Genomic DNA, 16,053 nt, shown 5'->3' on the forward strand with positions numbered 1-16,053 from the left:
CTGCGCTGCGCTTCTCGGCGACCCAAGGCGCCCCGCCGGCCACCCGAGCCCAGCCTCCTCGACCACCGGGACGTTCGTCGAAATGGAACAGCCGGTGTTCAACCATCGAGCACCCCGGTGGTGTGTCGGACGTGGGCAGGCGCCCGGCGGGGCGACTTGCGGCGCCGAGAAGCGCAGCGCCGAAGGGGGCAGTCCGCGCAGCGGACCGAGCGAGAAGGCTCTATGGGCCGCGGCGTTCAGCCGCAGAGCCGGAGTCATCGCAGCCGCCCCTTCGGCGCGAGCATCGCAGGGCACCCTCTCGCAGCGAGGGCGCCGCAGATGGAGCCCCGACGGGCGCCTGCCCACGTCCGACCCGCGCACACCCGCGCACCAGCCGCCCCCAAACGCCGCACGCCTGAGCCAAGCCAATTGAGGCCCATACAAGCATGACCACCCCCATCGTCAAGCGCCTGCAGGTCGTTCCCGTCGCCGGGCGCGACGGCATGCTGCTCAACCTTTCCGGCGCGCACGCGCCCTTCTTCACCCGCAACATCGTCATCGCGACCGACAGCGCGGGCTACACCGGCGTGGGCGAGGTGCCCGGCGGCGAAAAGATCCGCCAGACGCTGGAAGACGCACGCGAGCTGGTGGAAGGCCGGCCGATCGGCGAGCTGCAGGCGATCCTGAATGCAATGCGCAGCCGCTTCGCCGATCGCGATGCCGGCGGCCGCGGCCTGCAGACCTTCGACCTGCGCACCACCATCCATGCGGTCACCGCGGTGGAGTCGGCCTTGTTGGACCTGCAGGGCCAGCACCTCCGGGTGCCGGTGGCCGCGCTGCTCGGTGAAGGCCAGCAGCGCAGCGCGGTGCAGACGCTGGGCTACCTGTTCTACGTCGGGGACCGGCGCAAGACCGACCTGCCCTATGCCAGCGAGCCCGACGCGCAAGACGATTGGCAACGCCTGCGCCACGAAGAGGCAATGACGCCCCAAGCCATCGTGCGCCTCGCCGAAGCCGCGCACGCACGTTATGGCTTCCAGGATTTCAAGCTCAAGGGCGGCGTGCTGCGCGGCGAGGACGAAGTGCAGGCGATCCGCGCGCTCCATGAACGCTTTCCGCAAGCGCGCATCACGCTGGACCCCAACGGCGGCTGGCTGCTGAAGGATGCCGTGCGCCTGCTGCGCGACCTGCATGGCGTGCTGGCTTATGCAGAGGACCCTTGCGGTGCGGAAGACGGCTTCTCCGGCCGCGAGGTGATGGCCGAGTTCCGCCGCGCCACCGGCCTGCCCACGGCCACCAACATGGTGGCCACGGACTGGCGCCAGCTCACGCATGCGCTGTCGCTGCAGTCGGTGGACATCCCGCTCGCGGACCCGCACTTCTGGACCATGGCAGGCTCGGTGCGCGTGGCGCAGACCTGCCGCGACTGGGGCCTCACCTGGGGCTCGCACTCCAACAACCACTTCGACATCTCGCTGGCGATGTTCACCCATGTGGCGGCCGCGGCGCCGGGCGAGGTGACCGCGATCGACACCCACTGGATCTGGCAGGACGGCCAGGGCCTGACGACCGACCCGCTCCAGATCCGCGATGGGCAGATCCAGGTGCGCACCGCGCCCGGGCTGGGCATCACCCTCGACATGCAAAAGCTCGAGCAGGCGCATGCGCTGTACAAGCAGCATGGCCTGGGATCGCGCGACGACGCCGTCGCCATGCAATACCTGCTGCCCGGCTGGCGCTTCGATCCGAAGCGGCCCTGCCTGGTGCGCTGAACCCACACTCACCAAGGACCTTGCGATGTTCAAGAACCTGATCGGCGGCGAATGGGTGGACGGCCCGCGCACCAGCCGCAACATCAACCCGTCGGACACGCGTGACGTGGTGGGCGACTACGCCCAGGCCGACGCCGCCCAGGCCCGCGAAGCGATCGCCGCCGCGCACAAGGCGTCCGCCGCCTGGGCGCTGTCCACGCCGCAGCAACGTTTCGACGTGCTCGACGCTGCCGGCAGCGAGATTCTGGCGCGCAAGGCCGAGCTGGGTGACCTGCTGGCGCGCGAGGAGGGCAAGACGCTGCCCGAGGCGATTGGGGAAGTGGCCCGCGCCGGCTACATCTTCAAGTTCTTTGCTGGCGAGGCCTTGCGCATCGCCGGCGATAGCCTGCCCTCGGTGCGCCCCGGCGTGGGGGTGGAGGTCACGCGCGAGCCGGTCGGTGTGGTGGGCCTGATCACGCCCTGGAACTTCCCGATCGCCATCCCCGCCTGGAAGACCGCGCCCGCGCTGGCCTACGGCAACACCGTGGTGCTCAAGCCCGCCGACCTGGTGCCCGGCTGCGCCTGGGCGCTGGCCGACATCCTGCATCGCAACGGCCTGCCGCCGGGCGTGTTCAACCTGGTGATGGGCCGCGGCTCCGAAGTGGGCCAGGTGCTGCTCGACGATGCCCGGGTCAACGCGATCAGCTTCACCGGCTCGGTGGCCACCGGCCAGCGCGTGGCCGCCGCCTGCGTGGCCCGCATGGCGAAGTTCCAGCTCGAGATGGGTGGCAAGAACCCGATGGTGGTGCTGGACGATGCCGATCTCGACGTGGCGGTGGGCGCCGCGGTGAACAGCGGCTTCTTCTCCACCGGCCAACGCTGCACCGCCTCCTCCCGCCTGATCGTCACCGAGGGCATCCATGACCGCTTCGTCGCGGCGGTGGCCCAGCGCATAGTCACGCTGAAGGTGGACGATGCGCGCAAGGCCGGCACCGACATCGGCCCGGTGGTGGACGAACGCCAGCTCGCGCAGGACCTGGAGTACATCGGCATCGGCAAGAGCGAAGGCGCCACCCTCAAGGCGGGCGGCCAGGCGCTGGAGCGCAATGCCGATGGCGCGCCCGGCTTCTACCTGCGGCCAGCGCTGTTCACCGACACCACGCCGCAGATGCGCATCAACCGCGAGGAGATCTTCGGTCCGGTGGTCAGCGTGCTGCGTGTGAAGAACTACGACGAGGCGCTCGCCATGGCTAACGACACGCCGTTCGGCCTGTCCGCCGGCATCGCCACCACCTCGCTCAAACACGCCACCCACTTCAAGCGCCATTCGCAGGCCGGCATGGTGATGGTGAACCTGCCCACCGCGGGCGTGGACTACCACGTGCCGTTCGGCGGCCGCAAGGGCTCGAGCTACGGGCCGCGCGAGCAAGGCCGCTACGCGGCGGAGTTCTACACCACCGTGAAGACGGCCTACACCCAGGCCTGACCCACTCGCCTTGACACGAGGCCCGGCCGCCGGGCACCACACCACCAGGAGAACTTGCATGAACCGCAGTACCGTTGCGGGCGCCTTCGCGCTCGCCCTGCTCGCCTGTACCGCCGTGCAGGCCGAAGACTGGCCGGCCAAGCCGATCCGCATCGTCGTGCCCTACACGCCGGGCGGTTCCTCGGACATCATCGCGCGGGCCATCGCCACACCGCTGCAGCAGGCGCTGAAGCAGCCAGTGGTGGTGGACAACAAGCCCGGCGCGAACGGCAACACCGGCACCGACGCGGTGGCCAAGTCGCCGGCCGACGGCTACACGCTGCTGCTGTGCGACGTGGGCGCGCTCTCCATCAGCCCCTCGGTCTACGGCAAGCTGCCCTTCGATCCGTCGAAGGACCTCAAGGGCGTGGCGATGCTGGCCTACTCGCCGCACCTGCTGGTGGTGAACCCGGAGGTGCCCGCCAGCAATCTGAAGGAGCTGGTCGCGTTGTCGCAGAAGGGCAAGGTGGACTTCGCCGTCACCGCCATCGGCAGCGCACCGCACCTGGCCGCCATCGCGGTGGAAAAAGCCACCGGCGCCAAGTGGGAGTACATCCCCTACAAGGGCGGCTCGCAGGCCATCACCGACACCATCGCCGGGCAGACCCATGCGGTGATGAACGGCATGCTGGCCACCCTGCCCTTCGTGCAGTCGGGCAAGCTCAAGGTGCTGGGCGTGTCCAAGTCCACGCGGGTGCCGCTGCTGCCCAATGTGCCCACGCTCGCCGAGCAGGGCATCAAGGGCTTCGAGTCGGGCACCTGGCAAGGGGTGCTGGTGCCGGCCTCCACGCCGCCGGCGGTGTTGGCCAAGCTGTCCGCCGAACTCATCCGCATCATCCACTCGCCCGAAGTGCGCGCGCGCCTGTCGGCCCAGGGCGCCGAGGTGTCCACCATGTCGCCCAGCCAGTTCAGCACCTTCTTCGAGCGCGAGCGCAAGAACTGGGCCGGCGTGGTGGCGCAAGGCGGCGTGAAGCTCGAGTGACCGGGCCTGCGCTGCCGCAGGCGGGCAGCTGCCTGGGCGCTAACACGGCGGGCGCCTGAAGGCCGCACCACCGCCGGTGTAGCGCGGCAAGGCCGTTGCGCGGCCTCGATAATCCGCAGCGCCGAAGCCGCTTGTGCCTCGGTGCCAACGGGCCTTCGACGCGCATGCGCATCCTGCTGATTGAAGACGACACCATGATCGGCAAGGCCGTGCGCCAGGGGCTGGCCGACGCCGGCTTCACGGTCGACTGGGTGCAGGACGGGCGCGCGGCCGAGCTGGCGCTGGCGCAAGGCGTGCACCACCTGGCCATCCTGGACCTCGGGCTGCCGCGCAAGGACGGCATGGTGGTGCTGCAGGAGCTGCGTGCGCGCGGCAGCCAACTGCCGGTGATGGTGATCACCGCCCGCGACGCGGTGGGCGACCGCATCGCCGGCTTGAACGCGGGCGCCGACGACTACGTGCTCAAGCCCTTCGACCTGGACGAGCTGGTGGCCCGCGTACGCGCCTTGCTGCGTCGCCATGCCGGCAGTGCGGCCCCGGTGCACACCGTGGGCCCGCTGCGGCTGGACCCGGTGCGGCGCGAGGTCAGCCTGCGCGGCGAGCCGGTGCACCTGTCGGCGCGCGAGTTCGCGCTGCTGGAGGCGCTGATGCGCCGGCCCGGCGCGGTGCTGTCGCGCGAGGCGCTGGAGGAATCCGTGTACGGCTGGCAGGACGAGCTGGCCAGCAACGCGGTGGAGGTGCACCTGCACCACCTGCGCAAGAAGCTGGGCGCGGGCGTGATCCGCAATGTGCGCGGCGTGGGCTACCGGCTGGCGGTGGACACGCCGCCCGAAGCGCCCTGATGCGTTCCATCCGGCGCCGCCTGCTCGTCTGGGTGCTGGGCGCCCTGAGCGTGGGCGCGGCCGTGCTGCTGGCGGTGAGCTACTGGGCACTGCTGGGCGAGCTGGACGAGGTGTTCGACGAAAGCCTGAAGCAGGTGGCGCTCGCGGTGGCGGAACACCACCCGCCGGGCGCTGCCACGGCCTTGCCGCGCAGCGCGCTGCCACCCTTGCCGCATGTGTACGAGGAAGACGCCGACTTCGATTACGTCACCTTCACCTGGTCGCTCGACGGGCGCCTGCTGTATGCGTCCGATGCGTCAGTGAAGCTGCCCTTCCGGCACACCAACGGCAGCGACGAAGTGCGTGCCGATGGCGGCGAGCGCTGGCATGTGTACACCGTGGTGCGCAGCGACGGCGTGGTGCAGGCAGCACAGCGCGCCTCCCTGCGCCGTCTGCTCGCGGCCGGCACCGCCGCCTACCTGCTGGTGCCGCTGCTGCTGCTGATCGCCTTGATCGGCGTGCTGCTGGTGATCGCGCTGCGGCGCGGCCTGCAGCCGCTGGACCGGGCCGCGCAGAGCGTGGCCGAACGCAGCGCGGTGTCGCTCGCCCCGATCGGCGAGGCAGGCATGCCGCGCGAGATCCATCCGCTGGTGCGCGCCATCGACGGCCTGATGGCGCGGCTGGCCGAAGCCTTCCGCGTGCAGCGCCAGTTCGTGGCCGATGCGGCCCATGAGCTGCGCTCGCCGATCACCGCGCTGCGCCTGCAGCTGCAGCTGCTGGAGCGCACCCATGACGATGCGGCCCGGCAGGCCGCCACGCAGGAGCTGAAGGCGGGCATCGAGCGGGCCCAGCACCTGATCGAGCAGTTGCTGGCGCTGTCGCGCGTGGAACCGGAGGGCCCGCCGTCGGCCGAGGACACGGTGGACCTGGGCGAGCTGGCGCGCGGCGTGGTGGCCGCGCTGAGCATCCAGGCCGAGCACCTGGGCGTGGACCTGGGCGCCGACACGCCCGCCAGCGGCCCCACCACCCGGGGCGACCGGCAGCAGCTGCAGATCCTGCTCACCAACCTGGTGGAAAACGCGCTGCGCCATGCACCCTCCGGCACAGGCGTCGTGGATGTGCGGGCCGGCGTGCTGGCGCAGCGGCCGGCGCTGCAGGTGCTGGACAACGGCCCCGGCATCGCGGCGGCCGAGCGTGAGCGGGTGTTCGACCGCTTCTACCGCGGTGATGGGCAGCCGGCGGCCCAGCAGGGCAGCGGGCTGGGGCTGGCGATCGTCAAGGCCATCGCGCAGCGCCACCGGGCCGACGTCTCGCTGCACGACGCGCCGGCCGGCGGGCTGGACGTGCGCGTGCTGTTCTGAGCGCCCGCCCCGGCAACGGCACGGGCAGCAGCCCCAGCAACGAAGCGGGCGCCAGCGCGGGCGCGGCGCCGGCCGGACGGCGGCGCCAGGCCTGGAGCACGCCGACGCCCAGGTCCGCCAGCCACACCACGGCCCAGCACACCGCCACGCCGATCAGCACATGCGACAGGAAGTGCGCGCCGCGCACCACCTGGGCCAGCGAGGTGATGGCGGCAAACGCGAACCAGGCACCGCGCCATCCGCGCAGCGGCGCCCAGGGGGCCCGCCCCGGCCAGCGCGCGGCCGCGTAGAGCGCGCCGGTCCACATGAAGCCGGTGGACGCATGGCCGCTGGGCAGGCACTGGCCCGGGCCCGGGTCGGCCGGCACCGTGCCGAACAAGGGAAAGAACTCGTGCATGCCGCCAAAAGGCTGCAGGTCCCAGGGGCAGCTGTGCAGCGACCGGTGCTTCAGCGTGGCCACGGCCCAGGCGGCGGCCACGGCACTCACCAGCACAAAGCCCACCGGCGCGCGCAGTGGCTGCAGGCGGCCACGCCAGGCCGGCAGCCAGCTGGCCAGCCACAGCAACAGCAGCGCGGCACCTGCGGCCAGCGACAGGTGGCGTGCCCCCTCGTGCAGCAGCCCCGCGGTGAACCAGTGCTCGCGCCACGCAAAACCGGCCGGCCCGCCGAAGGCGCGCGACAGCCACAGGTCCACGCCAAGCCGGTTGCCCAAGAAGGCCAGCAGCAGCAACGCGGCCACACCGGCGGGCGCAAACCACGGCGCCCGCGCCCAAGGTCCCAACGATCTCATGTGTTGTGCTTCCCCCCAGGCAAGGCCCGGGCGGCGGATCATGAGCCGCGCACTCTTAAGCCGTACTTAAGGGCAGTACGGGGTCTGCAGAGAAGGCGCTGACCAGGGCAGTTCACGACATTGGCAACAGCGCCGACGTGCAGCGCATCGCACAGGCCGCCATCGAGCGCGTCGTCGCATCGACACCTGGATCAACAACGCCGGCGTGTCCATCTCCGGCCGCGTGCACGGCGGCGACAGCGCCAGCCGGCACTGAACCTGCAGGGCCGGCGGCTGCGGCGTCCCGGCCGGCCCTGCACTGCCGGTGAGACATGTGTCACGGACCGCGGGATTCGCCGCCTTGTGCCGGCGGCAGGCTCCGCGATCATCCCGACTCGTTTGCCACTCGAGGAAGGGAAGCGCCATGTCCATCGACCACCCCCGCCATCGTGCCGCCCACGGCGCGGCCGGCATCGCGGCCCTGGCGGCCCTTGCGGCCGCGCTCGCACTGGGCGGCTGCGCCTCCCCTGGCAGCGGCATGCCGGCCTGCGCAGACACCGGGCCGGGCGTGGCATGCACCGCCCAGGGTGCCGTGCGGGGCACGCCGGAGAACGGCACGCTGGCGTTCAAGGGCATCCCGTATGCGGCGCCGCCCGTGGGCCCGCTGCGCTGGCAGCCACCGGCCGCCCCGGCGCGCTGGGAGGGCGTGCGCGACGGCAGCCGCTTCGGCGCCATCTGCCCCCAGCTGGTGGGCAAGGACGTGGTGGGCGAGGAGGATTGCCTGACGCTCAACGTCTGGACACCCGCCACGCCGCCTTCGCAGCCGCTGCCGGTGATGGTGTTCCTCACCGGCGGGGGCAACCACTCCTTCTCCGGCCAGGGTTCGCCGGGTTTTGGCGGCGTCAACTACAACGGCCAGCTGCTCGTGCCGCAGGGCATGGTGTACGTCAGCTTCAACTACCGGCTGGGGGCGCTGGGCTTCCTGGCGCATGAGGCGCTGAGCGCCGAACGCAGCGACAAGGTCTCCGGCAACTACGGCAGCCAGGACCAGATCGCGATGCTGCGTTGGCTGCAGCGCAACATCGCCAACTTTGGCGGCGACCCGCAACGCATCACCCTGTTCGGCACCTCGGCGGGCGGCGGCAACATCTGCGGCCTGATGACGACGCCGGCTGCACGGGGGCTGTTCCAGCGCGCGGCCATGCAGTCCAGCGTGCCCACCGGCTGCGAGCTGCCCACCCTGGCCGACGCCCAGCAGGGCACCGGCCGCCGCGTGGCCCAGGCGCTGGGCTGCGACCAGGGCGACACCGCCGCCTGCCTGCGTGGCAAGGCCACCGCGGACATCGTGCGGGCGGTGCCCGGCACCTTTGGCGTGCTGCCGCGGCTGTACGGCCCCAACGTGGACGGCCAGGTCTTCCCCGAGCAGCCGCTGGCCGCCATCGCCCGCGGCGCCCACACCCACATGCCGGTGATCGTGGGCAACACCACGCAGGAGACCATGCAGTTCGTGGGCGCGGTGGGCCCGGTCACCGATGCGGCCAGCTACGAGGCGGCGATCGGCAAGGTGTTCGGCCCCGCCGCGGTGCCCCGCGTGCTGGCCACCTACCCGGCCACCGCCTATGCCACGCCGCGCGACGCGCTGGTGCAGCTGACCACCGACGCCCTTTTCACCTGCCAGAGCCGCCGGGTGGTGCGCACGCTCGCCCGCAACCAGGCCGAGCCGGTGTACCGCTACCTGTTTGCCCACACGCTGGACAACGACCCCGAGCAGAAGGCGCTGGGCGCGGTGCATACCATCGAGCATGCCTTCCTGTTCCCCTGGCAGGGCAAGTACCGCCCCACCGAAGCCGACCTGGCGGTGCAGCGCCTGATGGCCGAGCACTGGACCCGCTTCGCACGGGCCGGCAACCCGGGCGCGGCATGGCCGGTGGCCGAGCCGGGCGACAGGTTCCTGCGCATCGCGCCAGCTGCGGTGGCCCAGGCCGGCGATGCCGGCGCCCACTGCGACCTGTGGGATACCGTGCGCCTGCCGTGGCCGCACCTGTAGCGTTTGTCGGCCCGCCGGGGAAGGCGCTACAGTGGTTCTCGACACCAAAAACGCACTCGCTGTCATGCCCCATTCCACCGGTCCTTCACGCGCGCTGAGCCGGCGCGCCTTCCACGGTTCGCTGCTGGGCCTGGCCGCCCTGCCGTGGGCCGCACATGCGGCCAGCGGCAAGCCGGTGCTGCTGGGCATCGACGCTGAGTTCGGCCTGCAGAACAGCACCTCGGCCCAGGCGATCGAACTCGGTGTGCGCATCGCGGTGGACCAGATCAATTCGGCTGGCGGCGTGCTGGGCGGCCGCCCGCTGGAGATCGTCACCAAGGACCACCGCTCCATCGCCGCGCGCGGCATCCGCAACATCGAGGAATTTGCTGCCATGCCGGACCTGGTGGCCGTGATGGGTGGCCGCTTCAGCCCGGTGGTGATCGAGCAGCTGCCCATCCTCAAGCAGTCCAACATCCCGTTCCTGGCGGTGTGGTCCGCCGCCGACGTGATCGTGGACAACGGCAGCAAGCCCAACTACGCCTTCCGGCTGTCGCTGCGCGACAGCCTGGCCATGCCCTTCATGATGGAACAGGCGAGCAAGCGCGGCATCCAGCGCGTGGGGCTGCTGCTCACCAACACCGCCTGGGGCCGCAGCAACCGCGCCGCGGTGGACAAGTACAGCGCCGCGCACAAGCTGCCCAAGGTGGTGGGCACCACCTGGTACAACTGGCAGGAACGCAGCCTGATCGACAAGTACAACAAGCTGCTGGAAGCCGACGCGCAGGCCGTGCTGCTGGTGGCCAACGACGACGAGGCGGCCACGCTCGTCAAGGAAATGGCCGCGCTGCCGAAGGACAAGCGCCTGCCCGTGCTGAGCCACTGGGGCGTGACCGGCGGGCGCTTGTTCAAGGAAGCCGGTGCGGCGCTGAAGGAGGTGGACTTCAGCGTTGTCCAGACCTTCAGCTTCTTCCGCGCCCGCCCTGCCGTGCTGGAGCCCTTCATGGCCACCGCGCGCAAGCTCGGCGTGCAGCGCATCGAGGACATCGAAAGCCCGGTGGGCGTGGCGCATGCCTACGACATGACGCACATCCTCGCCAAGGCGATCCAGCTCGCCGGCACGACGGACCGTGCGGCGATCCGCGACGCGCTGGAGAAGGTGAAGCTGCACGACGGCCTGGTCAAGCGCTATGCGCCGCCCTTCACGCCAACGCGCCACGAGGCGCTGGGGCATGACGAACTGCTGATGGCCCGCTACCGCGAGGACGGGGTGATCATGCCCGTCCAAACATGACATGACGCCCACGCGCTCACGTCGTTCGCTGCCCCCATGGGCCTCGAAGAGGGCCGCCTTCGTGTCCCTGGGGGCGCGTCAGCGCCTTCGGGCGGCCGGGCGCCGCTGACATGAACGGCAGTCGCTGGCTGCCCGCCAGCCTGGCACGGCGTTTTGCGCTGGCGTCAGCCGGCCTGGCCGCGGTGGCGCTGCTGCTCACCTCCCTGGCCTCCTGGTGGCTGATCAACCAGCAGCATGACCGGGCGCTGCAGGAGCTGGCCTCGCGCGAGCAGCAGTTCCGGGCGGCCGCGGTGGGCAGCGACCTGAAGGCGCTGGCCGCGCGCATGGCGGAGATCGCCGGCAGCACCATCCTGGCCACCGGGCTGGTGGACAGCGCCGGCCGGGAAACCTACCTCGGGCCCTTCCTCAGCGGCATCCGCCAGATCAACGGCATCCCGGTGCAGGTGATGTTCACCGATTTCCAGGGCAAGGAGATCGCCAGCAACGGCGGCGCACGTTTCAGCCCCGCGCAGCGGGCCTGGCTGCGGCAGAAGCTGGACCAGGGCCGCCCCACTGCGGAGATCTTCCCCACGCCGCTGGGCGGCGAGCTGGTGGCGCTGGAGCCGATGACCTACGCGCGCACCAGCTCGCCCGAGGGTGCGGTGCTCTACAAGGTGGCCCTGCGCGACCTGAACGTGGGGCCGTCGATGCGGCTGGAATGGGGCGTGGCCAAAACCGGCACCGATGCCGACGCTGCCGAGGTGCCGGGCCCTGCCGCCTTCGAGCACCTGCACTTCCGGGTGACCGGCAACGACTGGCGCGGCGTGGGCGCGGTGAAGCTGGAGCTGCCCTACCTGCACATCATGCTGATCACGCTGTCGCTGTTCAGCCTGGTGGTGCTGGCCGGCACGCGGCTGGCGCGGCTGCTCACCGGCGACCTGCAGCGGCTGGAGGGTTTTGCCCGCCGGGTGCTGGGCAGCGGCCTGGGCAGCGAGCGCGCGTCCGAAGGCGGCAGTGCCGAGGTGGCCGGCCTGGCGCGCTCGATCAACGACATGCTGGACCGGCTGAACGAACAGCATTCCACCCTGCTGCGCGAGCGCGAGAAGCTCACCCGCCTGACCGAGGCGCTGCAGGCCGCCGACCGCAAGAAGGATGATTTCCTCGCGATGCTGGGCCATGAGCTGCGCAACCCGCTGGCACCCATCAGCGCCGGGGCGCAGCTGCTGTGCAAGATCCCCGGCACCGATCCGCGCGTGCTGCGCACCAGCGAGGTCATCGCACGCCAGGTGGCGCAGATGACCAAGATCGTGAGCGACCTGCTGGACGTGTCGCGTGTCACCCGGGGCCTGATCGCGCTGGACAAGGCCGATGTGGACGTCGGCATGATCCTCACGGCCGCGGTGGAGCAGGTGCGCCCGCTGATCGAGGCGCGGCGCCACACGCTCACCGTGTCCATGCCGCCGGACGCGGTGCATGTGCAGGCCGACGCCGCCCGCCTGGTGCAGGTGATGAGCAACCTGCTCACCAACGCCGCCAAGTACACCGAAGACGGCGGCCGCATCCAGGTGACGCTGGAGGCCAGCGCCAACGAGGTGACGGTGCGCGTGAAGGACAACGGCGTGGGCATCTCGCCGCAGCTGATGCCCGACGTGTTCGAACTCTTCACCCAGGGCTCCCGCTCGGCCGACCGCAGCCAGGGCGGCCTGGGCCTCGGGCTGGCGCTGGTGAAGCACCTGGTGGAGCTGCACGGCGGCCGGGTGGAAGCCGCCAGCGACGGCCCGGGCTGCGGCTCCACCTTCACCGTGCACCTGCCACGATCGGCCACACCGCAACCCCGCGAGCTGCTGCCCGAGCTTGAAGCCAACGCGGCCCGCGGCGGGCTGCAGATGCTGGTGGTGGACGACAACGTGGACGCGGCCGAAACCCTGGCGCAGTGGCTGTCGCTCGAGGGGCATGCCGTGCTGCTGGCGCACGACGGCCCTTCGGCGCTGGCGCTGGTGCAGCGCCATGGCGTGATGCTGGATGCCGCCATCCTGGACATCGGGCTGCCCGGCATGGACGGCTGGGAGCTCGCGCGCCGCCTGCGCCAGACCGAGCAGGCGGCTCATGCCATGCTGGTGGCGCTCACCGGCTACGGCCAGAGCGCGGACCGCGAACGCTCGGCCGCCGCCGGCATCGACCACCACCTGGTGAAGCCGGCCGATCCCGAACTGCTGCGCACGGTGCTCAAGCAGGCCGCGCGCGCGCCGGAGCAGGTGTAGGCCGAGAGCTCAGGGCCAGGACGTTTCGCGCATCGGCAGCACCATCACTTCCGGGATCACCGTTTCTTCCGGCTGCTGCAGCACGAACTTCACGGCGCGGGCCACGTTCTTCGGGTCCTGCAGCACGTTGGGGTCGATGTCGGGGAAGCGGTCGAGCAGGAAGGGCGTGCGCATGCCGCCGGCCACGATGGCCGACACCTTGATGCCCTGCGGCCGCAGCTCCGCATGCAGCGCATGCGACAGGCCGAGCAGGCCCCACTTGGTGGCGTGGTAGGCCGCCGCGTTGGGCCAGGCGCGCTTGGACGCCGTGGAGGCGATGTTCACGATGTGGCCCCCGCCGCCCTGCGCGTTCTTCGGGCCCATGGCCGCGACCGCGTGCTTGGCCATCAGGAAGGGGCCGGTGAGGTTGGTGCGCACCACGCGCTCCCACGCGTCGCCGGAAAGTTCGCTGATCGGCACGGTGATGTCGATGGCGGCGTTGTTCACCAGCACGTCGAGCCGGCCGAAACGCTCACGCACCTGGGCGATGGCGCGCTGCACCTGGGCTTCGTCGCCCACGTCCAGCGCCAGCGGCATGGCCTCCACGCCGCGCTCCACCAACGTGGAGGCGCACTGCTCGGCGCGGTCGCCCGCCAGGTCGGCGATCACCAGGCGCGCGCCCTCCTCGCCCAGGCTTTCGGCAATGGCGGCGCCCAGCCCGCGCGAGCCGCCGGTGATGATGATGGTCTTGCCCTTCAGCGCGTATTGGCCGTCGGCGGTGCTTTGCATGTGATGTCCCTCGAAGACAAGGTGGATGAAAGGTGTGAATGGCCTTCTCAGGCCGCAGCGGACTGCTGCAGCCTGGCGAAGTGTTCGGAGCGGCCGGTCCTGTACAGCGCGTACCAGGCCTCCAGCGCCTCGTCGCTGTAGATGCCCAGCGCACGGAAGATCTCGCGCGCGAACTCCAGCGGCGCCATGCCGCCGGCGGTGATCAGCCCGCCATCGTTGAAGGCGGGCTCATCCTCGTAGCGGTCGCTGCCGCCGTAGTGCGTGCCTTTCAGGTACGCCAGCGCATTGCTGGTGTGGCGGCGCTCGTCCAGCACCCCCAGGCGTGCCAGGCCGGCAGTGGCGCCGCAGATGGCGGCCACCGGCACACCCGCCTGCAGGAACTGTTCGCCCTTGCGGGCGGCGGCCAGGTGCTCGCCCTGGTCCCAGCCCGGCCCGCCGGGCAGGATGAGCATGGCGCTGTGTGCGGGCTGCAGATCTGCCAGCGCCAGGTGCGGCTGCACTTGCAGGCCGCCCATGGACTGCACCGCCGCGGTGGTGTCGCCCACGGTCCGCACGCGCCAGCGCCCGGGCTCGCGCTGGAACGCCGGGCTGTGGATGCCCGCCACCGCGAACGCAGGCTCCCAGTCGGCAAAACCGTCGAAGACGTACAGGTGCACCGTGCGCACGGGCGGCGCGGCGTGGGAGGCACGGGAGGCAGAAGAGGCGGACACGGTGGGCAAGGCGGAAGTGCTGCTTGGGCGTTGGCAGCCACCATGCCCAGGCTTCATGCCTTGTGGCGCATGTCTACAACTTATTCCTTATCAAGGATTTATTGCATACATTCCTTTCGAGGCATATATTGCAGCCATGGACTACGCCATCCAATCGCCTGCCCAGCTGTCCAGCCATCTGCGTTCGCTGCGCAAGGCCAAGGGCCTGAGCCAGCAGCAGCTCGGCGCCCTGCTGGGCGTGGGCCAGAGCCGCATCGCCCGCATCGAGAACCAGCCGGGCTCGGTGAGCGTGGACCAGTTCCTCGCCGTGCTGGGCGCCCTGCGCGTGCAGATGGTGCTGCGCGCGATGAGCGCCGCCGAGCTGCCCAACGACGACGCCTGGTGAGGCCGTGGCCGAGCTGCACGTCTGGATGAATGGCGCACGCGTGGGCGTGTGGTTCGCGCTGCGCACCGGCACACCCGCCTTCCGCTACGACGCCGACTGGGTGCGCGCACCGCAGGCGCGTGCGCTGTCGCTGTCGCTGCCGATCACCGCCCACCTGGAACACCGGGGCGCCGCGGTGGCCCACTACTTCGACAACCTGCTGCCCGACAGCCGGGACATCCGGCGCCGCCTGGGCGCGCGCTTCCGTGCCCGCTCCACCGATGCCTTCGACCTGCTGAGCGCGATCGGGCGGGATTGCGTGGGCGCGGTGCAACTGCTGCCGCCCGGGGCGCAGCCGCAGGGCTGGAACCGCGTCCACAGCGAGCCGCTCACCGCCGAGCAGGTGGCGCGCACGCTGGCCAACGTGACCAGCGACACGCCGCTCGGCCGCGACACCGACGACGATGCAGGGTTCCGCATCTCGATCGCCGGCGCACAGGAAAAGACCGCGCTGCTGAAGATCGGCAACAGCTGGCACCGGCCGCTGGGCGCCACGCCCACCACCCACATCCTCAAGCTGCCGCTCGGCCTGGTGGGCAACCTGCGCGCGGACATGAGCGACTCGGTGGAAAACGAATGGCTGTGCGCGCAGCTCATGGCCGAGTTCGGCATCCCGATGGCCGGCACGGAGATGGCGCAGTTTGGCGCGCAGAAGGTGCTGGTGGTGCAGCGCTTCGACCGCCGCTGGCAGGGCGCGGAGCCCCAAGCGGCCAGCAAGGCGCGCTTCAAGCCGCCCGCCGATGCCTGGATCGCGCGCCTGCCGCAGGAAGACTTCTGCCAGGCGCTCGGCGTGGCACCGCAGCACAAGTACGAGTCCGATGGCGGCCCCTCGATGCACGAGTGCCTGCGCGTGCTGGGCGCCAGCGCACGCGGCGAGGCGGATGGCGCCACCTTCGCGCTGGCCCAGTTCGCGTTCTGGCTGCTGGCCGCCACCGACGGCCACGCCAAGAACTTCTCGATCCGGCACCGGCGCGGCGGCGCTTTCGAGCTCACACCCTTGTACGACGTGCTCTCGGCCTGGCCCATCATCGGCAGCGGCGCCAACCAGCTGCCCTATGAAAAAGCCCGGCTGGCGATGGCACTGCGCGCCACCAACGCGCACTACCGCCTGCGCGACATGCAGGCGCGACACTGGCAGCGCCTGGCTGCCAGCTGCGGGCCGGCCACCTGGGGCCGCATGCTCGAGATGGCGCAGTCGGTGGAGGCGGTGTTCGCGCGCGTGGAAAGCCGGGTGCCGCCCGGTTTTCCGGCCCGCACCTGGGACGCCGTGCAGGCGGGCGCCGTCCGGCATGCGCAATCGTTCCTGCGCATGGCCGAAGGTTCGCAATAGCGGCGCCCCCTCGGCCCTTCTCCGGCGATCGTGCCGGGCCGGCGCTTCCTAGACTTCAGGGCCCCTCCTCCTT

Annotated in this window: 13 protein-coding genes; 10 read left to right on the plus strand and 3 right to left on the minus strand. The window is 71.0% G+C overall.

The genetic code is table 11. From position 1 onward, the window contains the following. The first annotated feature begins 425 nt into the window (after positions 1-425). The 5 genes from gudD (at position 426) to VPH43_RS11575 (ending at position 6,419) form a co-directional block, all read left to right on the plus strand. Entirely contained in the window at positions 426-1,751 is a 1,326-nt protein-coding gene (gene gudD / locus VPH43_RS11555) for a glucarate dehydratase (RefSeq protein WP_328577857.1), read from the plus strand. 25 nt (positions 1,752-1,776) lie between these two features. After that, complete coding sequence (locus VPH43_RS11560; RefSeq protein ID WP_328577858.1) at positions 1,777-3,216, plus strand: aldehyde dehydrogenase family protein; 1,440 nt, start codon at positions 1,777-1,779, stop codon at positions 3,214-3,216. 58 nt (positions 3,217-3,274) lie between these two features. Further along, a complete protein-coding gene (locus VPH43_RS11565) occupies positions 3,275-4,237 on the plus strand; it encodes a Bug family tripartite tricarboxylate transporter substrate binding protein (RefSeq protein ID WP_328577859.1) in 963 nt (320 codons plus the stop codon). Positions 4,238-4,401: 164 nt separating this feature from the next. Further along, a complete protein-coding gene (locus VPH43_RS11570) occupies positions 4,402-5,079 on the plus strand; it encodes a response regulator transcription factor (protein WP_328577860.1) in 678 nt (225 codons plus the stop codon). Continuing rightward, on the plus strand, positions 5,079-6,419 hold the full coding sequence (locus VPH43_RS11575) for an ATP-binding protein (RefSeq protein WP_328577861.1): 1,341 nt from the start codon (positions 5,079-5,081) through the stop codon (positions 6,417-6,419). Before VPH43_RS11570 ends, VPH43_RS11575 begins: the two co-directional genes overlap by 1 nt. Here VPH43_RS11575 and VPH43_RS11580 read toward each other — a convergent pair. Beyond that, positions 6,334-7,209, minus strand: coding sequence for a phosphatase PAP2 family protein (locus VPH43_RS11580; RefSeq protein ID WP_328577862.1), 876 nt, complete (start codon positions 7,207-7,209; stop codon positions 6,334-6,336). The genes VPH43_RS11575 and VPH43_RS11580 overlap by 86 nt on opposite strands. A gap of 403 nt (positions 7,210-7,612) precedes the next feature. Here VPH43_RS11580 and VPH43_RS11585 point away from each other — a divergent pair, with 403 nt between their 5' ends. From VPH43_RS11585 to VPH43_RS11595, 3 genes are all read left to right on the plus strand, one after another. Next, positions 7,613-9,235 (plus strand): carboxylesterase/lipase family protein, encoded by a 1,623-nt coding sequence (locus tag VPH43_RS11585; protein ID WP_328577863.1) that lies wholly within the window; start codon positions 7,613-7,615, stop codon positions 9,233-9,235. Between the two features lie 64 nt (positions 9,236-9,299). Next, positions 9,300-10,508: an ABC transporter substrate-binding protein gene (locus tag VPH43_RS11590; protein WP_328577864.1), complete on the plus strand. Its 1,209-nt coding sequence runs from the start codon at positions 9,300-9,302 to the stop codon at positions 10,506-10,508. A 110-nt stretch (positions 10,509-10,618) separates the two neighbouring features. Then, positions 10,619-12,748 (plus strand): hybrid sensor histidine kinase/response regulator, encoded by a 2,130-nt coding sequence (locus VPH43_RS11595; RefSeq protein ID WP_328577865.1) that lies wholly within the window; start codon positions 10,619-10,621, stop codon positions 12,746-12,748. A 9-nt stretch (positions 12,749-12,757) separates the two neighbouring features. On the opposite strand, the gene VPH43_RS11600 is transcribed toward VPH43_RS11595, so the two are convergent. Together VPH43_RS11600 and VPH43_RS11605 are read right to left on the minus strand one after the other, a co-directional pair. Beyond that, a complete protein-coding gene (locus tag VPH43_RS11600; protein WP_328577866.1) occupies positions 12,758-13,516 on the minus strand; it encodes an SDR family oxidoreductase in 759 nt (252 codons plus the stop codon). A 47-nt stretch (positions 13,517-13,563) separates the two neighbouring features. Next, positions 13,564-14,226 (minus strand): type 1 glutamine amidotransferase family protein, encoded by a 663-nt coding sequence (locus VPH43_RS11605; protein ID WP_328578246.1) that lies wholly within the window; start codon positions 14,224-14,226, stop codon positions 13,564-13,566. A 136-nt stretch (positions 14,227-14,362) separates the two neighbouring features. Between VPH43_RS11605 and VPH43_RS11610 the strand changes: the two genes are divergently transcribed. Together VPH43_RS11610 and VPH43_RS11615 are read left to right on the plus strand one after the other, a co-directional pair. Beyond that, positions 14,363-14,611, plus strand: a complete 249-nt coding sequence (locus tag VPH43_RS11610; protein WP_328577867.1) for a helix-turn-helix domain-containing protein — start codon at positions 14,363-14,365, stop codon at positions 14,609-14,611. Positions 14,612-14,615: 4 nt separating this feature from the next. Beyond that, on the plus strand, positions 14,616-15,980 hold the full coding sequence (locus tag VPH43_RS11615; RefSeq protein ID WP_328577868.1) for a type II toxin-antitoxin system HipA family toxin: 1,365 nt from the start codon (positions 14,616-14,618) through the stop codon (positions 15,978-15,980). Positions 15,981-16,053: the final 73 nt, after the last annotated feature.

This window comes from Ideonella sp. BN130291 (assembly GCF_036231905.1).
Classification (GTDB): domain Bacteria; phylum Pseudomonadota; class Gammaproteobacteria; order Burkholderiales; family Burkholderiaceae_C; genus CAMLIZ01.